17 protein-coding genes are annotated in these 16673 nt (G+C 57.1%); 7 read left to right on the top strand and 10 right to left on the bottom strand.

Translation table 11 applies throughout. From position 1 onward, the window contains the following. Nucleotides 1-376: 376 nt before the first annotated feature. Nucleotides 377-1576, bottom strand: coding sequence for a tyrosine--tRNA ligase (tyrS, locus tag K4O48_RS02715; protein ID WP_222910647.1), 1200 nt, complete (start codon nt 1574-1576; stop codon nt 377-379). A 183-nt stretch (nt 1577-1759) separates the two neighbouring features. Here tyrS and K4O48_RS02710 point away from each other — a divergent pair, with 183 nt between their 5' ends. Continuing rightward, the gene (locus K4O48_RS02710; protein WP_222910646.1) at nt 1760-3157 is read left to right on the top strand and encodes a peptidoglycan DD-metalloendopeptidase family protein; all 1398 of its coding nucleotides are present in this window, start codon (nt 1760-1762) and stop codon (nt 3155-3157) included. Beyond that, a complete protein-coding gene (locus K4O48_RS02705) occupies nt 3157-4248 on the top strand; it encodes an anhydro-N-acetylmuramic acid kinase (protein WP_222910645.1) in 1092 nt (363 codons plus the stop codon). The genes K4O48_RS02710 and K4O48_RS02705 overlap by 1 nt, the downstream gene beginning before the upstream one ends. Nucleotides 4249-4331: 83 nt before the next feature. Here K4O48_RS02705 and erpA read toward each other — a convergent pair whose 3' ends face one another. Together erpA and argC are read right to left on the bottom strand one after the other, a co-directional pair. Further along, a complete protein-coding gene (gene erpA / locus K4O48_RS02700) occupies nt 4332-4682 on the bottom strand; it encodes an iron-sulfur cluster insertion protein ErpA (RefSeq protein ID WP_222910644.1) in 351 nt (116 codons plus the stop codon). Between the two features lie 136 nt (nt 4683-4818). Next, a complete protein-coding gene (argC, locus tag K4O48_RS02695; protein WP_222910643.1) occupies nt 4819-5853 on the bottom strand; it encodes an N-acetyl-gamma-glutamyl-phosphate reductase in 1035 nt (344 codons plus the stop codon). A 129-nt stretch (nt 5854-5982) separates the two neighbouring features. Here argC and hemJ point away from each other — a divergent pair, with 129 nt between their 5' ends. Together hemJ and K4O48_RS02685 are read left to right on the top strand one after the other, a co-directional pair. Next, nucleotides 5983-6411 (top strand): protoporphyrinogen oxidase HemJ, encoded by a 429-nt coding sequence (gene hemJ / locus K4O48_RS02690; protein ID WP_222910642.1) that lies wholly within the window; start codon nt 5983-5985, stop codon nt 6409-6411. A gap of 20 nt (nt 6412-6431) precedes the next feature. After that, nucleotides 6432-7406 (top strand): NAD(P)H-dependent flavin oxidoreductase, encoded by a 975-nt coding sequence (locus K4O48_RS02685; protein ID WP_222910641.1) that lies wholly within the window; start codon nt 6432-6434, stop codon nt 7404-7406. A 99-nt stretch (nt 7407-7505) separates the two neighbouring features. Here K4O48_RS02685 and K4O48_RS02680 read toward each other — a convergent pair whose 3' ends face one another. Further along, nucleotides 7506-8981, bottom strand: a complete 1476-nt coding sequence (locus K4O48_RS02680; protein ID WP_222910640.1) for an AAA family ATPase — start codon at nt 8979-8981, stop codon at nt 7506-7508. Nucleotides 8982-9062: 81 nt separating this feature from the next. Here K4O48_RS02680 and K4O48_RS02675 point away from each other — a divergent pair, with 81 nt between their 5' ends. Further along, nucleotides 9063-9404 (top strand): histidine triad nucleotide-binding protein, encoded by a 342-nt coding sequence (locus K4O48_RS02675; RefSeq protein ID WP_222910639.1) that lies wholly within the window; start codon nt 9063-9065, stop codon nt 9402-9404. Nucleotides 9405-9462: 58 nt separating this feature from the next. After that, a complete protein-coding gene (gene coq7 / locus K4O48_RS02670) occupies nt 9463-10110 on the top strand; it encodes a 2-polyprenyl-3-methyl-6-methoxy-1,4-benzoquinone monooxygenase (RefSeq protein ID WP_222910638.1) in 648 nt (215 codons plus the stop codon). A 51-nt stretch (nt 10111-10161) separates the two neighbouring features. Here the strand turns inward: coq7 and speD are convergent, their stop codons facing one another. Further along, nucleotides 10162-10956, bottom strand: coding sequence for an adenosylmethionine decarboxylase (gene speD, locus K4O48_RS02665; RefSeq protein WP_222911964.1), 795 nt, complete (start codon nt 10954-10956; stop codon nt 10162-10164). Nucleotides 10957-11202: 246 nt separating this feature from the next. Next, on the bottom strand, nt 11203-11625 hold the full coding sequence (locus K4O48_RS02660) for an OsmC family protein (protein WP_222910637.1): 423 nt from the start codon (nt 11623-11625) through the stop codon (nt 11203-11205). Between the two features lie 216 nt (nt 11626-11841). On the opposite strand from K4O48_RS02660, the gene crp reads away from it, so the two are divergent. After that, a complete protein-coding gene (crp, locus tag K4O48_RS02655; RefSeq protein WP_025240288.1) occupies nt 11842-12486 on the top strand; it encodes a cAMP-activated global transcriptional regulator CRP in 645 nt (214 codons plus the stop codon). 59 nt (nt 12487-12545) lie between these two features. Here crp and trpC read toward each other — a convergent pair whose 3' ends face one another. Genes trpC through trpE form a run of 4 tightly spaced genes read right to left on the bottom strand, consistent with a single transcriptional unit; the run spans nt 12546 to nt 16502 of the window. Beyond that, complete coding sequence (gene trpC / locus K4O48_RS02650) at nt 12546-13379, bottom strand: indole-3-glycerol phosphate synthase TrpC (RefSeq protein ID WP_222910636.1); 834 nt, start codon at nt 13377-13379, stop codon at nt 12546-12548. Then, entirely contained in the window at nt 13376-14422 is a 1047-nt protein-coding gene (gene trpD / locus K4O48_RS02645; protein ID WP_222910635.1) for an anthranilate phosphoribosyltransferase, read from the bottom strand. Before trpD ends, trpC begins: the two co-directional genes overlap by 4 nt. Continuing rightward, nucleotides 14422-15015 carry an aminodeoxychorismate/anthranilate synthase component II gene (locus K4O48_RS02640; protein WP_222910634.1) on the bottom strand — a complete coding sequence of 198 codons (594 nt, stop codon included), beginning with the start codon at nt 15013-15015 and terminating at the stop codon, nt 14422-14424. The genes trpD and K4O48_RS02640 overlap by 1 nt, the downstream gene beginning before the upstream one ends. A 2-nt stretch (nt 15016-15017) precedes the next feature. Beyond that, nucleotides 15018-16502, bottom strand: a complete 1485-nt coding sequence (gene trpE / locus K4O48_RS02635; RefSeq protein WP_222910633.1) for an anthranilate synthase component I — start codon at nt 16500-16502, stop codon at nt 15018-15020. Nucleotides 16503-16673 lie beyond the last annotated feature (171 nt).

The following is a 16673-nucleotide window of genomic DNA, read 5'->3' as shown; positions in this document are numbered from 1 at the left end:
TCGTCTCAACCGAGGCCGCGCATTCTACAGCAGCCTTGTGTCTCGTCAAGCTGTTTTTGAAGAAGTTTTTCTTTCTTCTCAACCGCTTGCGCTTCCGATCAACCTAGCGTCTCTCGTCAGCGGGAGGCGAATCATACAGCGTCTAAAACCGCTGTCAACCACCTCTTTCAACCACCTCCGACCAACCTGACCGAAGCCACCAACAGCGCGAAACCGCCACCCTGTCAGCCCGGCGCATTCTACTCGAATTCGCCATCCGTGCAAGCCTTTATTTTCGCTAACTTCTTGATTTACAAGAGGTTTCGCCAAAGGCCTGCGCCGGAGAAGGTGCGCATTATAGGGGGTCAGAATGTCACGTCAACGGTTGGTTTGGGTTTTATTCAGCTTTAAGCGAAATTCGTCCGAACGCCTTTTTACCCGCTTGGCATACGTAGGTATGCCCGACTCTGAAGATGAACGCCCGATCGACAATCTCACCCTCCACTCGCACACCACCCGAAGCGAGTAGATCACGAGCTACCGCCGCATTCTTCACGAGGCCCGCCCGGTTCAGTACCGAAGCAACAGGCATATCTTCAGCAGAGCGCAGCTCAATCTCTGGAATGTCCTTAGGCAGCTCGCCCTCCTTCATCCTGTTACCGGCCGAGCGATGAGCTGTCGCGGCAGCTTCCTCGCCATGGAAACGGGCAACGATCTCTTCTGCTAGCTTGATCTTAATATCCCGGGGATTTGCACCGCGCGCCACGTCCGCTTGAAACTCGGCAATCTCCGCCATATCGCGAAAACTAAGCAATTCAAAATAGCGCCACATCAGCTCATCAGGAATCGACACCAGCTTTCCATACATCACGCCAGGCGCTTCCTGGATTCCGACGTAGTTACCGAGCGACTTGGACATCTTTTTCACACCATCGAGACCCTCGAGAAGCGGCATGGTGACAATGCACTGCGACTCTTGCCCGTATGAGCGTTGCAACTCCCGCCCCATCAGCAGGTTGAACTTCTGATCAGTGCCGCCCAGCTCAACATCAGCTTGCAACGCAACGGAGTCATAGCCCTGGACTAGGGGATAAAGAAACTCATGTATCGCGATTGGCTGATTTGTCGAATAACGCTTACTGAAATCGTCTCGCTCAAGCATTCGGGCAACGGTGTATTGCGACGCCAGCCGAATGAAATCAGATGGTGATAGCTGATCCATCCAGGACGAGTTGAATGCCACCTCCGTTTGGGCTGGATCAAGAATTTTGAAAACCTGACTTTTGTACGTTTCCGCGTTTTCAAGAACTTGGTCACGCGTCAATGGCGGTCGCGTTGCACTTTTGCCACTCGGATCACCGATCATTCCAGTGAAGTCACCTATAAGGAAGACAACCTGATGCCCCAGCTCCTGAAACTGCCGCAGCTTATTAATGAGTACGGTATGGCCAAGATGAAGGTCTGGAGCCGTCGGGTCGAATCCGGCCTTGACTCGAAGAGGACGGCCGCGTTCGAGCTTAACGATCAGCTCGGACTCGACGAGCACTTCGTCAGCGCCCCGCTTTATGACAGATAGCTGCTCTTGAACCGACTTCATTGGAGCCCCGATCACAAAATTAAAGGCGGTCAACCTTACAAGAACACAGGGAAAATTCAACGCTTAAGAACGCGAACCACTGACCAGCCAGGCCACCCAAGGGTTGCCACAGCGGTACTTTGGTTATATTTTAGGCAACTATTTTTCCTGTACAAATAATCGCCAGATACTTTCAGACATCTAATGACCTATTCAAAATCGAAAGCACCTCTCTACCCGAAAAGCCATCTCCTGGCTGCAAGCGGTGTAGCTGCGCTTCTGAGCCTGGCACTCCTTGTATTCCCATCCCGTGAAGTCGAAGCGAAGAAAACATTTTTAGATCTTCGCATCGAAACCTCCACCGAGCAGGTGACTTCCATCGCGGACCCTCTTGTGAGCGCATCCGCAGAGACCCCGTTTGCTCAGATAGAAGGCACCGCTCAGCCCGAGATTCAATCAGTCTCACCAGCACCCCATGAACCGGCGGTTGAAGCGAATCCTCTCTCTAAAGAGGTGGTTGTCGCTAATGGCGATACGCTATCGACCGTATTTGCAAAAGTAGGTCTACCTCCAGCAACAGTTCACGAGGTTCTATCGAGCAGCAAAGAAGCCAAACAGCTCACACGCCTGAAGGTCGGCCAGCGCCTCGAATTCGAACTTGACGAGCAAGGCAACCTTTCGAAGCTGCGCAGCCCATTGAGCAAGCTAGAAAGCGTGCAGCTGGAACGGTCCGATAAAGGCTACGTGTTCAAGAAAGAGCAAGTGAAGCCTGACGTGGTGACGGCATTTGCCTATGGGCGTATCGACAGCAGCTTATTCCTCGCCGCGAAACGCGCGGGCCTCAGCCACAATCTGACGATGGATTTGGCCAACGTGTTCGGCTACGACATCGATTTCGCCATGGATATACGTAAAGGCGACTCCTTCGAGGTGGTCTATGAGCAGAAGACCGTTTCTGGCGAGAAGGTAGGAACCGGAAACATTCTCGCTGCTCGCTTTACCAACCGCGGCAAAAGCTATACAGCGGTTCGCTACACTAATAAGCAGGGCACCAGCAGCTATTACACGGCTGATGGCAACAGCATGCGCAAGGCCTTTATTCGAACGCCGGTGGATTTCGCGCGCATCAGCTCCCGTTTTTCTAACGGCCGCAAACATCCGATCCTGAACAAAATCCGGGCTCATAAAGGCGTGGACTATGCCGCCCCACACGGTACCCCGATAAAGAGCGCGGGTGACGGTAAAGTGCTTCTCGCTGGCCGCAAAGGCGGATACGGCAACACCGTAGTCATTCAGCATGGCAATCGCTACCGCACGCTCTACGCGCATATGCAAGGATTCGCCAAGGGCGTACGCAACGGAGCATCCGTGAAGCAAGGGCAGATCATCGGCTACATTGGCACAACAGGCCTATCTACCGGTCCACACCTGCACTATGAGTTCCAAGTTGATGGTGTGCATGTCGACCCTCTGGGCCTGAAGCTGCCCATGGCGGACCCTATTGCGAAGAACGAGAAACAACGTTTTCTTCAACTGAGCAAGCCATTGATGGCACGCATGGATGAAGAACGCGCAACCATGCTGGCACTGAAGAACGAGTAATGCCGCTCTATATCGGGGTCATGTCAGGTACCAGTCTGGACGGCCTCGATTTCGCTTTAGTCGAGCAGAGCCAGCGGACAACGCTAGTCGACACACATTACGAGGCAATGCCGCAAGGGTTACGGCAGGACTTGCTGACACTGTGCTCACCTGGCGATGACGAAATCGCCCGGGTAGCCTCTGCGGAACAAGCTTGGGCCGAGCTGGCGAGTGAAGGAATACATACGCTACTTAGCAAAAGCCGCATCGAGGCCGCGGCGATCCGAGCAATCGGAAGCCACGGGCAGACGATACGGCATGAGCCGAAACGCGGGTTTACTGTTCAAATTGGTCATGCTCCGCTGCTTGCTGAGCTGACCAACATCAGCGTCGTAACCGATTTCCGTCGGCGCGACGTAGCCGCCGGCGGACAAGGTGCGCCGTTAGTCCCGGCGTTTCATGAAGCGGTGTTTGGCGACGCCGCTCGAATCAGAGCCATTCTGAACATTGGCGGATTCAGCAATTTGAGCCTCATCCACCCGGCTAGGACAATACGCGGCTTCGATTGCGGGCCGGGCAATGTACTTCTAGACGCCTGGGTTCAGCGCCACAAGAATCAATCGTTCGACCGAAACGGCGACTGGGCGTCGAGCGGACTAGTGGACGAAGGGCTTCTTGCGCAGTTGCTGAGCGACAGCTTCTTCGCTGTTCAAGGGCCGAAGAGCACCGGGCGCGAACTTTTCAACCTGCCATGGCTAGAAGCTCATCTAGCCTCTCGCTCAGCTACCTCACCTGTCGATGTACAAGCCACCCTACTGGAACTTACCGCTCGGAGCATTTCTGATTCCGTAAGGGCAGCCCAGCCGGATACCGAAGACGTGCTGGTCTGCGGTGGCGGCGCACATAACACCGCATTGATGCAAAGGCTTCAAGCGTTACTGCCTGAAAGCCAGGTGATGAGTACCTCTCAATGCGGTATAGAGCCGGACTGGATCGAAGCCATGGCCTTCGGCTGGCTGGCGCATTGCTGTATCGAAGGCATAGCCGCCAACCGACCGAGTGTAACGGGCGCCACTGGGCCGCGAATACTTGGCGCGATCTACCCTGCCTGACACTCGCCATACCCGCTCGCTTCGCGTAATGCACTCACAAAAACACCGCGCTGGGCACGGTGTTAGGTTGCAGCGGCCCGACACTAGATCGAAAAGGATTGACCGCAACCGCAGGTCGTTGTGGCGTTGGGATTCTTGATGACGAAGCGGGAACCTTCCAGCCCCTCTTGGTAATCCACTTCGGCTCCAGCCAGATACTGGTAGCTCATCGGATCGACAACGAGACTCACGCCCTCGCGCTCGATGATGGTGTCATCGTCAGCCATATCTTCGTCGAACGTGAAACCGTACTGAAAACCAGAGCAACCACCGCCCGTGACGAAGACTCGCAGTTTCAGTCGCGGGTTACCTTCTTCGTCGACGAGACTCTTCACCTTGCTCGCAGCACCCTGACTAAACTGAATCGCGGTGGGCGTGAAGGATTCGACACTCATTTGGTTCTCCTGGCGCGGGAGCGCACATTACTGCGTGGACGCTGCATTATCGGCTTCTCCTACAAAATTGGTCAACTATTCATCAGTTACTGACCACACCGGACGATGCCACTCCCGAGGACGACCCGCCCTACGATTACGGCAACAATGCAGCGTTGCCGAGGCCGAGACGCTCGTCCAAGCCGAACATGATGTTCATGTTCTGTAGCGCCTGACCGGACGCGCCCTTGACGAGGTTGTCGATGACCGACAGCACGACCACCAAATCCCCCCCTTGCGGCCGGTGAACGGCGATCCGGCACATGTTAGCCCCGCGCACGCTGCGCGTTTCTGGATGACTTCCGGCCGGCATCACGTCGACGAACGGCTCGTTGGTGTAACGCTGCTCATACAAGGCCTGCAGATCTACCGAGGTGTCGGACACAGTGGCGTACAACGTGGCATGAATGCCCCGGATCATCGGTGTCAAGTGCGGTACGAACGTCAGTCCGATATCCCCTCCTGCTGCACGACGGAGCCCTTGGGTGATTTCAGGCAGATGGCGATGACCTTTAACCGCATAGGCCATCATGCTTTCCCCCGCTTCAGTGAACAAGGAGCCGATTTTCGCGGCACGGCCAGCCCCACTGACACCGGATTTGCAATCGGCAATCAGCCGGGAATTATCCGCCAGGCCGTGTTCCAGCAGTGGCAGGTAACCGAGCTGCGTAGCGGTCGGGTAACACCCCGGAACAGCAATCAGGCGGGCGCCCTTGATCTGCTGGCGATTGACTTCTGGAAGGCCATAAACCGCTTCTGGCAGAAGGGCTGGCGCGCCATGCGGCTGCCCATACCATTTGGCCCACTCATCCGCATCTTGCAAACGGAAGTCAGCAGACAAGTCGATAACCCGTGTACCTGTGTTCAGCAGCTCTGCGGCCAGAGAATGAGCAACACCATGTGGCGTGGCGAAGAACACCACATCACAGGCGCCTAGCGTCTCGGTATTCGGCACACTGAAGGCGAGCTCGTCGTAATGGCCACGCAGGTTCGGGTACAAGTCCGTCACCTTCATGCCATTCTCGGAGCGGGAGGTAATCACGACCACGTCGGCCTGCGGGTGCTGCGCAAGCAGGCGCAGCAGTTCAACCCCGGTGTAGCCTGTGCCGCCAACAATTCCGACTTTGATCATGAGCTGCCTCGCGCAGTGAAACAGTAAAGAATGGGATGATAAAGGTGCCTGCGCCCTGGGCCAACCACTTGGATGACGCGTGGACGTTCAGCCACTACTATCCGGCCATTTTCAAACAAGGAATTTTCGATGCTTTATCTCTGGCTGAAAGCCCTCCACATCGTTGCAATCGTTTGCTGGTTCGCGGGGCTGTTTTATTTACCGAGGCTGTTTGTCTATCACGCCATGAGCGAGGACGCCGTCAGTCGAGAGCGTTTCGAGATCATGGAGCGCAAGCTGTATCGGGGCATCATGGTTCCCTCGATGATCGCCACGCTACTGTTCGGGATCGGCATGATCGCGCTGAACCCTGCGCTATTCAGTAGCGGCGGCTGGCTGCATGCCAAGCTGGCGTTGGTCGTCATTCTGATTGGCTATCACCACGTATGCGGCGCACAGCTGAAGCGCTTCGCTCGCAATGAAAATAGACACGGGCATGTGTTCTACCGTTGGTTCAATGAGTTTCCTGTGCTACTGCTTTTAGCCATTGTCATCTTGGTGGTCGTTAAACCGTTCTGAATCGACTAAGGAAATCCGGCATGTCACTTCCCTCTCTGCTAGAAGAACGTCTTCGCCTGCCTCTGGTTGCCGCTCCAATGTTTCTTGTATCCAACCCGGCCCTGGTAGCCGCCTGCTGCCGTAACGGGGTGGTTGGGAGCTTTCCTGCGCTCAATCAGCGGGAAAGCAGTGGTTTCAGAGAATGGTTACAGGAAATCGATCAGCTTCTTTACGGCGTAGATAAGCCTGCGCCCTATGCCGTGAACCTGATCGTTCACCACAGCAACCCCCGGCTGCAGGCTGATCTTTCCATCTGCGTGGAACAGCGAGTCCCAATCGTCATCACCAGTCTCGGCGCGGTGAAGGAGGTGGTCGATGCGGTCCATAGCTACGGCGGTCTGGTCTTCCATGACGTCACTACACGACGCCATGCGGAGAAGGCAGCCGAAGCCGGAGTCGATGGCCTTATTGCTGTCGCGGCCGGTGCCGGCGGGCATGCAGGCACCTGGAGCCCGTTCGCGCTGATTGCCGAGATCCGCCAATTCTTCGAGAAGACATTGCTTCTGTCAGGCTGCCTCAACCATGGCCATGAAATACTCGCGGCGCAGTTGCTGGGCGCCGACCTCGGCTATATGGGGACCCGCTTCATTGCGACCCGTGAAAGCCAGGCTTCGAATGAGTACAAGCAGATGCTAATGGAGGCGCATGCCGCGGACATTGTCCATACGGCCGCCGTTTCAGGCGTACCGGCAAGCTTCCTCCGTCAAAGCCTGCAGCAGGCCGGTTTCGACGAGGAGCGCCTGAAAAGCAAGGGTGAAATGAATTACGGAGAAAAACTAAAGCCGGTCAGCGATGAGGCAAAGGCTTGGAAGACAGTCTGGTCTGCTGGGCAAGGCGTTGGGGAGATACGTGATTTGCCAAGCACAGAAGCACTGATTGCCCGGTTGGATGCTGAATATCGTGCCGCCCAGCGCAACGCCATGCAGCTCTCGCAACGCTGGTTGCCGCAACGGTGATGGACATCCCATTGGCATATCGCTCGATGTCCCCTTGAGACAGCTGTCTCGGCGTCCGATTAGTTGCTCTGCAAAAGCTGGCGCGGCACCACGTCCGCATCAGGCCAATACGGTGCGCTCTGAAGCCCAACCTCGTAACTTTTCCAGTTGCTCCGCCATTAGCACGGAAAGCGGCGAGGTCCCCCGGATGCACTCCAACAGCATGTTTTGATCTGCTTCGCGTGATTGCGCCTGTCCAGCGTATACGGCAGCCACGACAACCTGCTCTATCTCTGCCCCGGAGAAGCCATCACATGCACGCGCCAATGCAGACAAATCGAAGTTTCCGAGTTCCAGATCGCGACGCTGCAAATGAACACGGAAAATCTCGGCGCGGACCGCCTCGTCAGGCAGGTCAACGAAAAACAGCTCGTCGAAGCGTCCCTTGCGCAAAAGCTCCGGCGGGAGGCGGTCCACCGCATTGGCAGTTGCGACCATAAATACCGGTGCATCGCGCTCAGCCATCCAGGTGAGTAACGTCCCCAAAACCCTCTGGCTGACCCCGCCATCCATCTCGCCCGTCGCTAGTCCCTTTTCCAGCTCGTCCATCCAGAGCACGCAAGGCGCCATACTCTCGGCAAGCTTCAGCGCTTCGCGCAGATTTCGCTCGGTCTCGCCGAAAAACTTGTTGTACAGACAAGCAAAATCCAAGCGCAGCAATGGCAAGCCCCAGAGGCCCGCTACAGCCTTAGCTGCCATGCTCTTACCGCCGCCCTGCACACCGACGAGCATGACACCTCGGGGCATATCACCACTCTGCGGCGCGAGAAAGGCTGCTTGCCTTTCACCCAGCCAGCGCTTGAAGTTCGGCAGCCCGCCCACATCCGCGAAACGCGCGGTTTCGTGCTCATAGCCCAGCACCCCCTCCATATCCAGCAGCTCGAATTTCTTGCGGTTGAGCGCGGGAAGATCGTCTTGCGTGATTGCGCCGTCATCGCATATCAGGCTCTGCGCCAGGGTGCGCGCCTCGGCATGACTGAGGCCGCGCAGGTTTTTAACTACCTGCTGCAAGGTGCGATTGTCGGTACGCACCCGGGCGCCACGATTTCGCTCGCTCCAGTGCGTCGCCTCTTCGCGAACGATGCTCAACAGCTCTTCCTCACTGGGTAACGCCAGGCAAAACCGCGCAGCATAGCGCTGAACTTCAGCTGGTAATTTGACCGCGTGAGATACCAGAACCAGCGTGGAGGCCGACGGGCCCTGGGCCATGGCAATTTCCTTCAGCAAGCGCACCAGGCGGGGCTCGTCAAGAAATGGATGCAAGTCACAGAAGACATAGAGACTGCCAAGCGGATCGTATTTAACCCGTTTTAACGCGACCTCCGGCTGGCAGCTTTCACCGGCATCCAGCGACTCACCGCCAAACGTCAAATGCCTGAGTCCCTCCGTCACGGACCAGAGGTGAAGCGTTAAACCGCGGCTGACAGCCAGGCCGGATAAGGTTTCCAACACACGCCGCTCATCCCAGGATTCAATCACCACCAATCGAAGCCTTGATTCGAGCACCAACATCAAGTCATGGACATCGTTCTTCACTTGCCACCTCCCTGTACAGGCTGACCAGGCCCAAAAGGGCCTGTTACACTGCCTGATCGTTGCCATCGCTGGAGACACGCCATGGATTGTCTATTTTGCAAGATCGTGGCCGGGGAAATCCCCGCGCAAAAGGTATTTGAAGACGATGAGGTCATCGCTTTCAACGACATTGCGCCACAGGCGCCGGTGCATTTCTTGGTCATTCCGAAGAAGCATATAGCGACACTCCACGACTTGAGCGAAGAGGACGACAAACGACTCGCTGGGCATATTCTCTTCACTGCCCAGCGCCTCGCCGAACAGCAGGGTTGCCAGCAGGGCTTTCGCGTCGTGATGAACTGCAACGACCTGGGTGGCCAGACGGTCTACCACATTCACATGCATGTGCTTGGACAACGCCAGATGCACTGGCCCCCGGGTTGACCGACACATCCGCCCGAACCTAGCTCAACTTATGGCTGCTCCGACCCCTGGAGGCGACATGCCCAATACCCGCGAATACTCCCCCGCTGACCGCCTGCTAATGCAAGCGGATGCCGCGCTAAGAACTCTGTTGCCATTCAGCGGCCAGCCCCAGCGTCCGACGCCAGCGGTATTGAAGAACGAGACCGAACTGAGCGACAGCGAAGCACGTCACGTGGCTGGCTTGATGCGCATCAATCATACCGGCGAAGTTTGCGCGCAGGCGCTTTATCAAGGACAGGCGTTAACGGCGCGGTTGCCTCGGGTTCGCGAGGCAATGGAGCGAGCTGCTGACGAGGAGATCGACCATCTGGCCTGGTGTGAACAGCGTATCCATCAGCTGGGCAGCCATACCAGCGTACTCAATCCCCTTTTCTATGGACTGTCGTTCGGCATCGGCGCGTCTGCAGGGTTGATCAGTGACCGCATTAGTTTGGGCTTCGTTGCGGCTACCGAAGATCAAGTCTGCAAGCATCTGGACGAGCATCTCGAGCAGATCCCACCTAACGATGAGAAATCTCGCGCCATTCTTGAACAGATGCGTACGGATGAAGCGCAGCACTCGACTGCAGCCCTTGAGGCAGGGGGCTTACGTTTTCCGGCCCCGATCAAGTTCGGTATGAGCCTGATGGCGAAGGTAATGACCAAAACCACCTACCGAATTTAACGTCGCCGAAAAGAAAAGGCGCCATTGGCGCCCTTTCTTATGCTTTACGCTTCAGCCTGGCATATTACGGGCATAGAAGATTTCCAACATCTCGTGACGCAGCCGATCTTCTACCTGGTCACGCTGCTCCGGCGAGAGATTGATGGTGGCATCGCCGAAGAGATAATTCTCCAGCTCAAACTCTTTCAGCAGCATCTTGGTGTGGAACAGGTTCTCCTGATAAACATTCACATCGGTCATCTGATAGGCCGAACGCGTGTCGTCAGATAGATAGTTCTGAATCGAATTGATCTCGTGGTCAATGAAGTGCTTCTTGCCTTCCACGTCGCGCGTGAAACCGCGAACTCGGTAATCGACAGTGACGATATCCGAATCGAACTGATGGATCAGGTAGTTCAGCGCCTTGAGCGGAGAGATCACCCCGCAGGTTGAAACATCAATATCAACGCGGAACGTCGCGATGCCTTCGACAGGGTGAATCTCCGGGTAGGTGTGGACCGTTATGTGACTTTTATCCAGGTGCGCCAAGATTGTATCGGGCAGCGGGCCGGGCGATTCTTCTATCTGGCTGTCAGTTGGCGTGACCGGCTGCTCGGATATGAGGATGGTTACACTGGCGCCCTGCGGTTCGTAATCCTGCCGCGCGATATTGAGGATGTTCGCGCCAATGATGTCCACAACATCAGTCAGAATCTGCGTGAGGCGCTCCGCGTCATACTGCTCATCGATGTATTGCACGTACGCCTGCTGATCCTCTTGGGTTTCGGCGTAGCAGATGTCGTAGATATTGAAGCTCAAGGACTTCGTCAGGTTGTTGAACCCGTGGAGCTTGAGTTTGCTTTTCACCATTGGAGACTCTCTTAGATGCGGCTTACCGCGTGATTGAGCATGCCCGTCAGATACCTCTGTATCTGCGTAGGACCGTATACACCTCTTCGCAATTGCGACTGTGCTGTACTAACGAAACGCCCCGTTGAAAAACGGGGCGCGCATTATGCAGATTGATGAGGCGCGGTTCCAGTCTCACTGGCCGGATTGGCCTGGTGCAGGAGTGGCTTACGCCTATACGCACCGAGTGCGCGCCCCGAACCGTCAGCCCAACTCCACAATCTCATAGTCATGGGTGATTTCGACGCCCGCGCGTCCGAGCATGATGGAGGCGGAGCAGTACTTTTCGGCTGAAAGCTCAACGGCCCGCTTGACCTGGGCTTCTTTCAAACCGCGCCCCTTGACCACGAAGCGCAAATGGATCTTGGTAAATACTTTCGGATCTTCATTAGCGCGCTCAGCCTCAAGGAAGGCTTCACAGCTTTCCACGGCCTGGCGGGACTTCTTAAGAATGCTCACCACATCGAAGTTACTGCAACCACCGAGCCCCAGCAGTAGCATTTCCATCGGACGAACCCCAAGGTTGCGCCCGCCGCTTTCCGGCGGTCCATCCATGACGACGACGTGACCGCTGCCCGACTCGCCAAGAAACATTGCCTCGCCGGCCCATTGAATGCGCGCTTTCATCGATAGACTCCGGTAAAAAAGGAGCAAAGCTTAGCACGCCGCTTGGCAAGAGCCGGATAGAGCAATCCGACGAAATGATTGCCCTAAAGTTGATATTCGTGTCGCAGTCCAGTTGTCGATCCGGACCGGTCTGTTAAGCTCCCCAGGCCTGATAACTGAACTCAGTCATAAATAATAAGAACTGCCTCTATTGGACACATCTTCCGGGACTAAAGCATGGTCGCTATTACACTCACGCCCAAGATTAAGAACATCGATAAACTACTCGCGCATTGCCATCGCCGACGCTATACAGCAAAGAGCACGATCATCTATGCAGGTGACCGGTGCGAGACGCTTTTCTTCATTGTCAAAGGTTCAGTCACCATCCTGATCGAGGATGACGATGGTCGCGAGATGATCATCGCCTACCTGAACTCCGGAGACTTCTTCGGTGAGATGGGGTTATTCGAGAAGGAAGGTTCCGAGAAAGAACGTAGCGCCTGGGTTCGCGCCAAAACTGAATGCGAAGTCGCAGAGCTGAGCTATGCAAAGTTTCGTGAATTGACCCAGCAAGACCCCGACATTCTATATGCGCTCGGAAGCCAAATGGCCGAACGCCTGCGCAACACAACGCGCAAGGTTGGTGACCTGGCATTCCTCGATGTGACAGGGCGCGTCGCCCGTACGCTGCTCGATCTTTGCAAGCAGCCCGACGCGATGACTCACCCCGACGGCATGCAAATCAAGATTACACGCCAAGAAATTGGACGCATCGTCGGCTGTTCACGAGAGATGGTCGGACGGGTTCTGAAGAGCCTGGAAGCTCAGGGCCTTGTTCATGTAAAAGGCAAGACAATGGTGGTATTCGGCACGCGCTGAATATGCCATTGAGCGCCATGAAGAAAGCCGGCATCTGCCGGCTTTTTCATTAACCACTGTCAGCCTGGGTCGCTGACACGCCGCTGAACCGCGCGCCCAGGAAAGAACAAGCGCTGCAATTCCACACCGGGTTGTTCAGCGCGCATGAACGCTTCACCAACCAGAAACGCGTACACCTCGTTTATTTCCATCAGCTCGACATCGGCGCGATGGAGAATGCCGCTCTCGGTTACGACTAAACGATCTCGCGGAATGCGCGGCAGCAGATCCAGTGTTGTTTCCAGGCTCAGCTCGAACGTATGCAGGTTACGGTTGTTGATGCCGACCAGCGGCGTTTCGAGACGTAAGGCGCGCTCCAGTTCCGCACCGTCATGCACCTCGACTAACACGTCTAGCCCCTGCTCCTTCGCGACGCTGGCCAGCTCGGCCATTTGCGCGTCCTCCAGCGCGGCGACAATCAACAGAATGCAATCGGCGCCCAAAGCCCTCGCCTCGATCACCTGGTACGGGTCGATCATGAAATCCTTGCGGATCACTGGCAACTTGCAGGCAGCTCGGGCTTGCTTAAGGTATTCATCCCCGCCCTGGAAGAAATCAATGTCAGTCAGCACCGACAGACAGGTGGCGCCCCCTGCCTCGTAACTCTTGGCGATGTCAGCCGGCACGAAGTCTTCGCGCAGTACGCCTTTGCTAGGTGATGCTTTCTTTATCTCTGCGATGACCGCCGGCTGCTTTCTTCGCGCTTGCTCTTGCATGCTCCGAGCAAAACCGCGGACAGGATCCGCCGCCGCCGCTTTCGCCTCAAGCTCTGCTAATCCGACACGCCCCTGACGCTCGATCACTTCTTCGCGTTTGCGCGCGATGATCTTTTCCAGAACCGTCGGCACACTCATTGAGCAGTCTCCTGCTTGAACACTACTGTGAAGGACACCAGCTCCTCGAACTTGTCGCGCGCCAAACCTGTATGCAACGCATCGTGGGCGATCTCGACGCCCTGCTTGAGGCTACTGGCCACGTCGGCCGCGTACAACGCCGCCCCAGCATTGAGCACAATCATGTCTGCGGCTTTCTGGCCATTTTCGGTCTTGCGACGCCCGAGCGCATCACGAATCAAGGTCAGCGAACCCTGCGCGTCCTCCACATTGAGGCCAATCAGGCTCTGGCTCTTGATGCCGAAATCTTCGGGCTGAACGCGGTACTCGCTGATCTCCCCTTTGTTCAACTCAGCGACATAGGTCGGTGCCGCCAGGCTGATTTCGTCGAGGCCGTCCTGAGCGTGTACCACCAACACATGCTGGCTGCCGAGGCGTGATAGCACCTCGGCCATGGGGCGGCATAGCTCCTTGCTGAACACGCCGAGCACCTGATGCTTGACCCCCGCCGGGTTCGACATGGGCCCCAGAATATTGAACAAGGTACGCAGCCCCAGCTCGCGGCGAGGGCCGGCGGCATACTTCATGGCGCCGTGATGCGCCGGCGCGAACATGAAGCCTACGCCAACCGCATCCACGCTACGTGCGACCTGCGCCGGGGTGAGATCGAGATTGACGCCGGCCGCCTCGAGAAGATCGGCACTGCCGCTTTTGCCCGACACCGCCCGGTTGCCGTGCTTGGCGACCTTGCCGCCCGCAGCGGCAACCACAAAGGCTGCGGCGGTCGAGACGTTGAAGATATTCATGCCATCGCCACCGGTGCCGCAGGTATCGACCAAGCGATACGTATCGAAATGCACCGGCTCGGCGAGCTCTCGCATGACCTGCACCGCACCGACGATCTCGTCGATGGTTTCGCTCTTCATGCGCATGCCCATGAGGAACGCGCCGACCTGAGCATCAGTGCACTGTCCTGTCATGATCTGCCGCATCACCGCCTTCATCTCATCGGTGCTCAGATCCAGCTGGCCGACGATACGGTTGAGGGCTTCCTTGATATCCATCAGCGCACGCCTCCGGTCTGCTTCAAAAAGTTGGCGAACAGTTCGTGACCCTGCTCGGTGAGGATAGACTCGGGGTGGAACTGGACACCCTCAATATTCAGCGTCTTATGCCGTAGCCCCATGATTTCGTCGACACTGCCGTCCTCAAGCCGGGTCCACGCCGTGACTTCGAGACAATCTGGAAGCGTTTCGCGCTTGACCACCAATGAGTGATAACGGGTCACCGTGAGCGGATTATTAAGCCCGGCGAATACCCCGTTGTTCTCGTGTATGACCGGGCTGGTCTTGCCGTGCATGACCTGACGCGCACGCACCACGTCACCGCCAAAGGCCTGACCGATGCTCTGGTGGCCCAGGCAGACGCCGAGAATTGGCAGCTTGCCAGCGAAATGACGAATCAGCTCCAGCGAGACGCCTGCTTCGTTGGGCGTGCATGGGCCGGGCGAGACGACGATGCGTTCGGGATTGAGGGCTTCGATTTCAGCCACGCTCAGCTCATCGTTACGCACCACGTTAACCTCCGCCCCCAGCTCACCGAGATACTGCACGACGTTGTAGGTGAAGGAGTCGTAGTTATCGAGCATCAACAGCATGATCAGTTCTCCTGCAGGTCGCGTTCGGCCAGAGCGACCGCGCGGAACATGGCGCGGCGTTTGTTGAGTGTTTCTTCCCACTCCAGCGCCGGCTGCGAATCGGCGACGATGCCGGCGCCCGCCTGCACGTGCAGTTCGCCGTCCTTGATGACCGCGGTGCGGATCGCGATAGCCGTGTCCATGTTGCCGTTCCAGGCCAGATAGCCGACTGCGCCGCCATAGACGCCGCGCTTCACCGGCTCCAACTCGTCGATAATTTCCATGGCGCGGATCTTCGGCGCGCCGGACAGCGTGCCCGCGGGAAGGATCGCGCGCAGGGCATCCATCGCCGTCAGCGGTGCCTTGAGCTGGCCGGTGACGTTGGAGACGATATGCATGACGTTGGAGTAACGCTCGATGACCATCTTTTCCGTCAGCCGTACCGAGCCGTTTTCGGCGACACGGCCCACATCATTGCGACCCAGGTCGATCAACATCAGGTGTTCGGCCAGCTCCTTGGCGTCGCTGAGCAGGTCCTGCTCCAACGCCAGATCGGCCTCCTCGTTGGCCCCGCGTGGACGGGTCCCGGCAATCGGCCGAACCGTGACCAGGCCTTCCTCGACGCGCACCAATACTTCCGGCGACGAGCCCACCACGTGGAAATCGCCGAAATTGAAGAAGTACATATAAGGCGTCGGGTTGAAGCAGCGCAGCGCGCGGTACAGATCGATCGGCGCGGCCTTGAAGGGAATCGACATGCGCTGGGAAATCACTACCTGCATGCAGTCGCCAGCGAGAATGTAATCCTTGATGCGGTTGACGGCCTGCTCGTAGTCCTCGCGGCTGAAGCTGGAGCGGAACGTCGGCTCGGTACCGCCGCCCTTTTCGAAATCCAACCCGAGGCGTGGGGTGATCGGCTGACGTAGCCGTTCGCGAAGCGCTTGCAGCTTCGCGTGCCCCGCCTCGTAGGCGTCTGGTTGCGCCGGATCGACCAGCACGATGCAGTGCAGTTTGCCGGCGAGGTTGTCGAACACCACCACGGCGTCGGAGACCATCAGCAGGATGTCCGGTGTACCCAGCGGATCGGGGCTGGGACAGGTTGCAAGCTTGCGCTCGACATAGCGCACGCTGTCGTAACCAAAGTATCCCACCAGCCCACCGTTGAAACGCGGCAGTCCTTCCACTGGCGCCACACGATAGCGCTGCTGGAAGGCTTCGACGAACGCCAGGGGATCATCGACTTCGGTTTGTTCAATCTCGACATCATCGGTCGTCACGCTGACACAGTGATCACGCACCCGCAGCACGGTGCGGCACGGCAGACCAATAATGGAATAGCGGCCCCACTTCTCGCCGCCCTGCACGGACTCGAGCAGGTAGGAATTGGGCGCGTCGGCGAGTTTGAGATAAAGCGTCAACGGCGTATCGAAATCGGCGAGCGTTTCGAACGACAGAGGGATGCGGTTGTGGCCTTCGGCGGCCAAACGCAGGAATTCTTCGCGGGTCATGTCAGCCTCGTGGTCGGAGGGAGCTACTTGGGTCGAATGCAAACGTACCGGCCGAGCCGGCAGGAAATGTCAGGCGCGCCAGCGCCAACGGGCCAGGGCCTTGATGACATTCATCCATTGTTTGCGGGTGACCACCACGATCTGATCTCGTCTGCGGGGTTCAGGGGACAG

This window comes from Pseudomonas sp. DNDY-54, assembly GCF_019880365.1.
GTDB classification, from domain to species: Bacteria; Pseudomonadota; Gammaproteobacteria; order Pseudomonadales; family Pseudomonadaceae; genus Stutzerimonas; species Stutzerimonas stutzeri_P.
The sequence above is the reverse complement of the archived record's forward strand: the minus strand, read 5'-3'. Positions and strand labels throughout refer to the sequence as shown.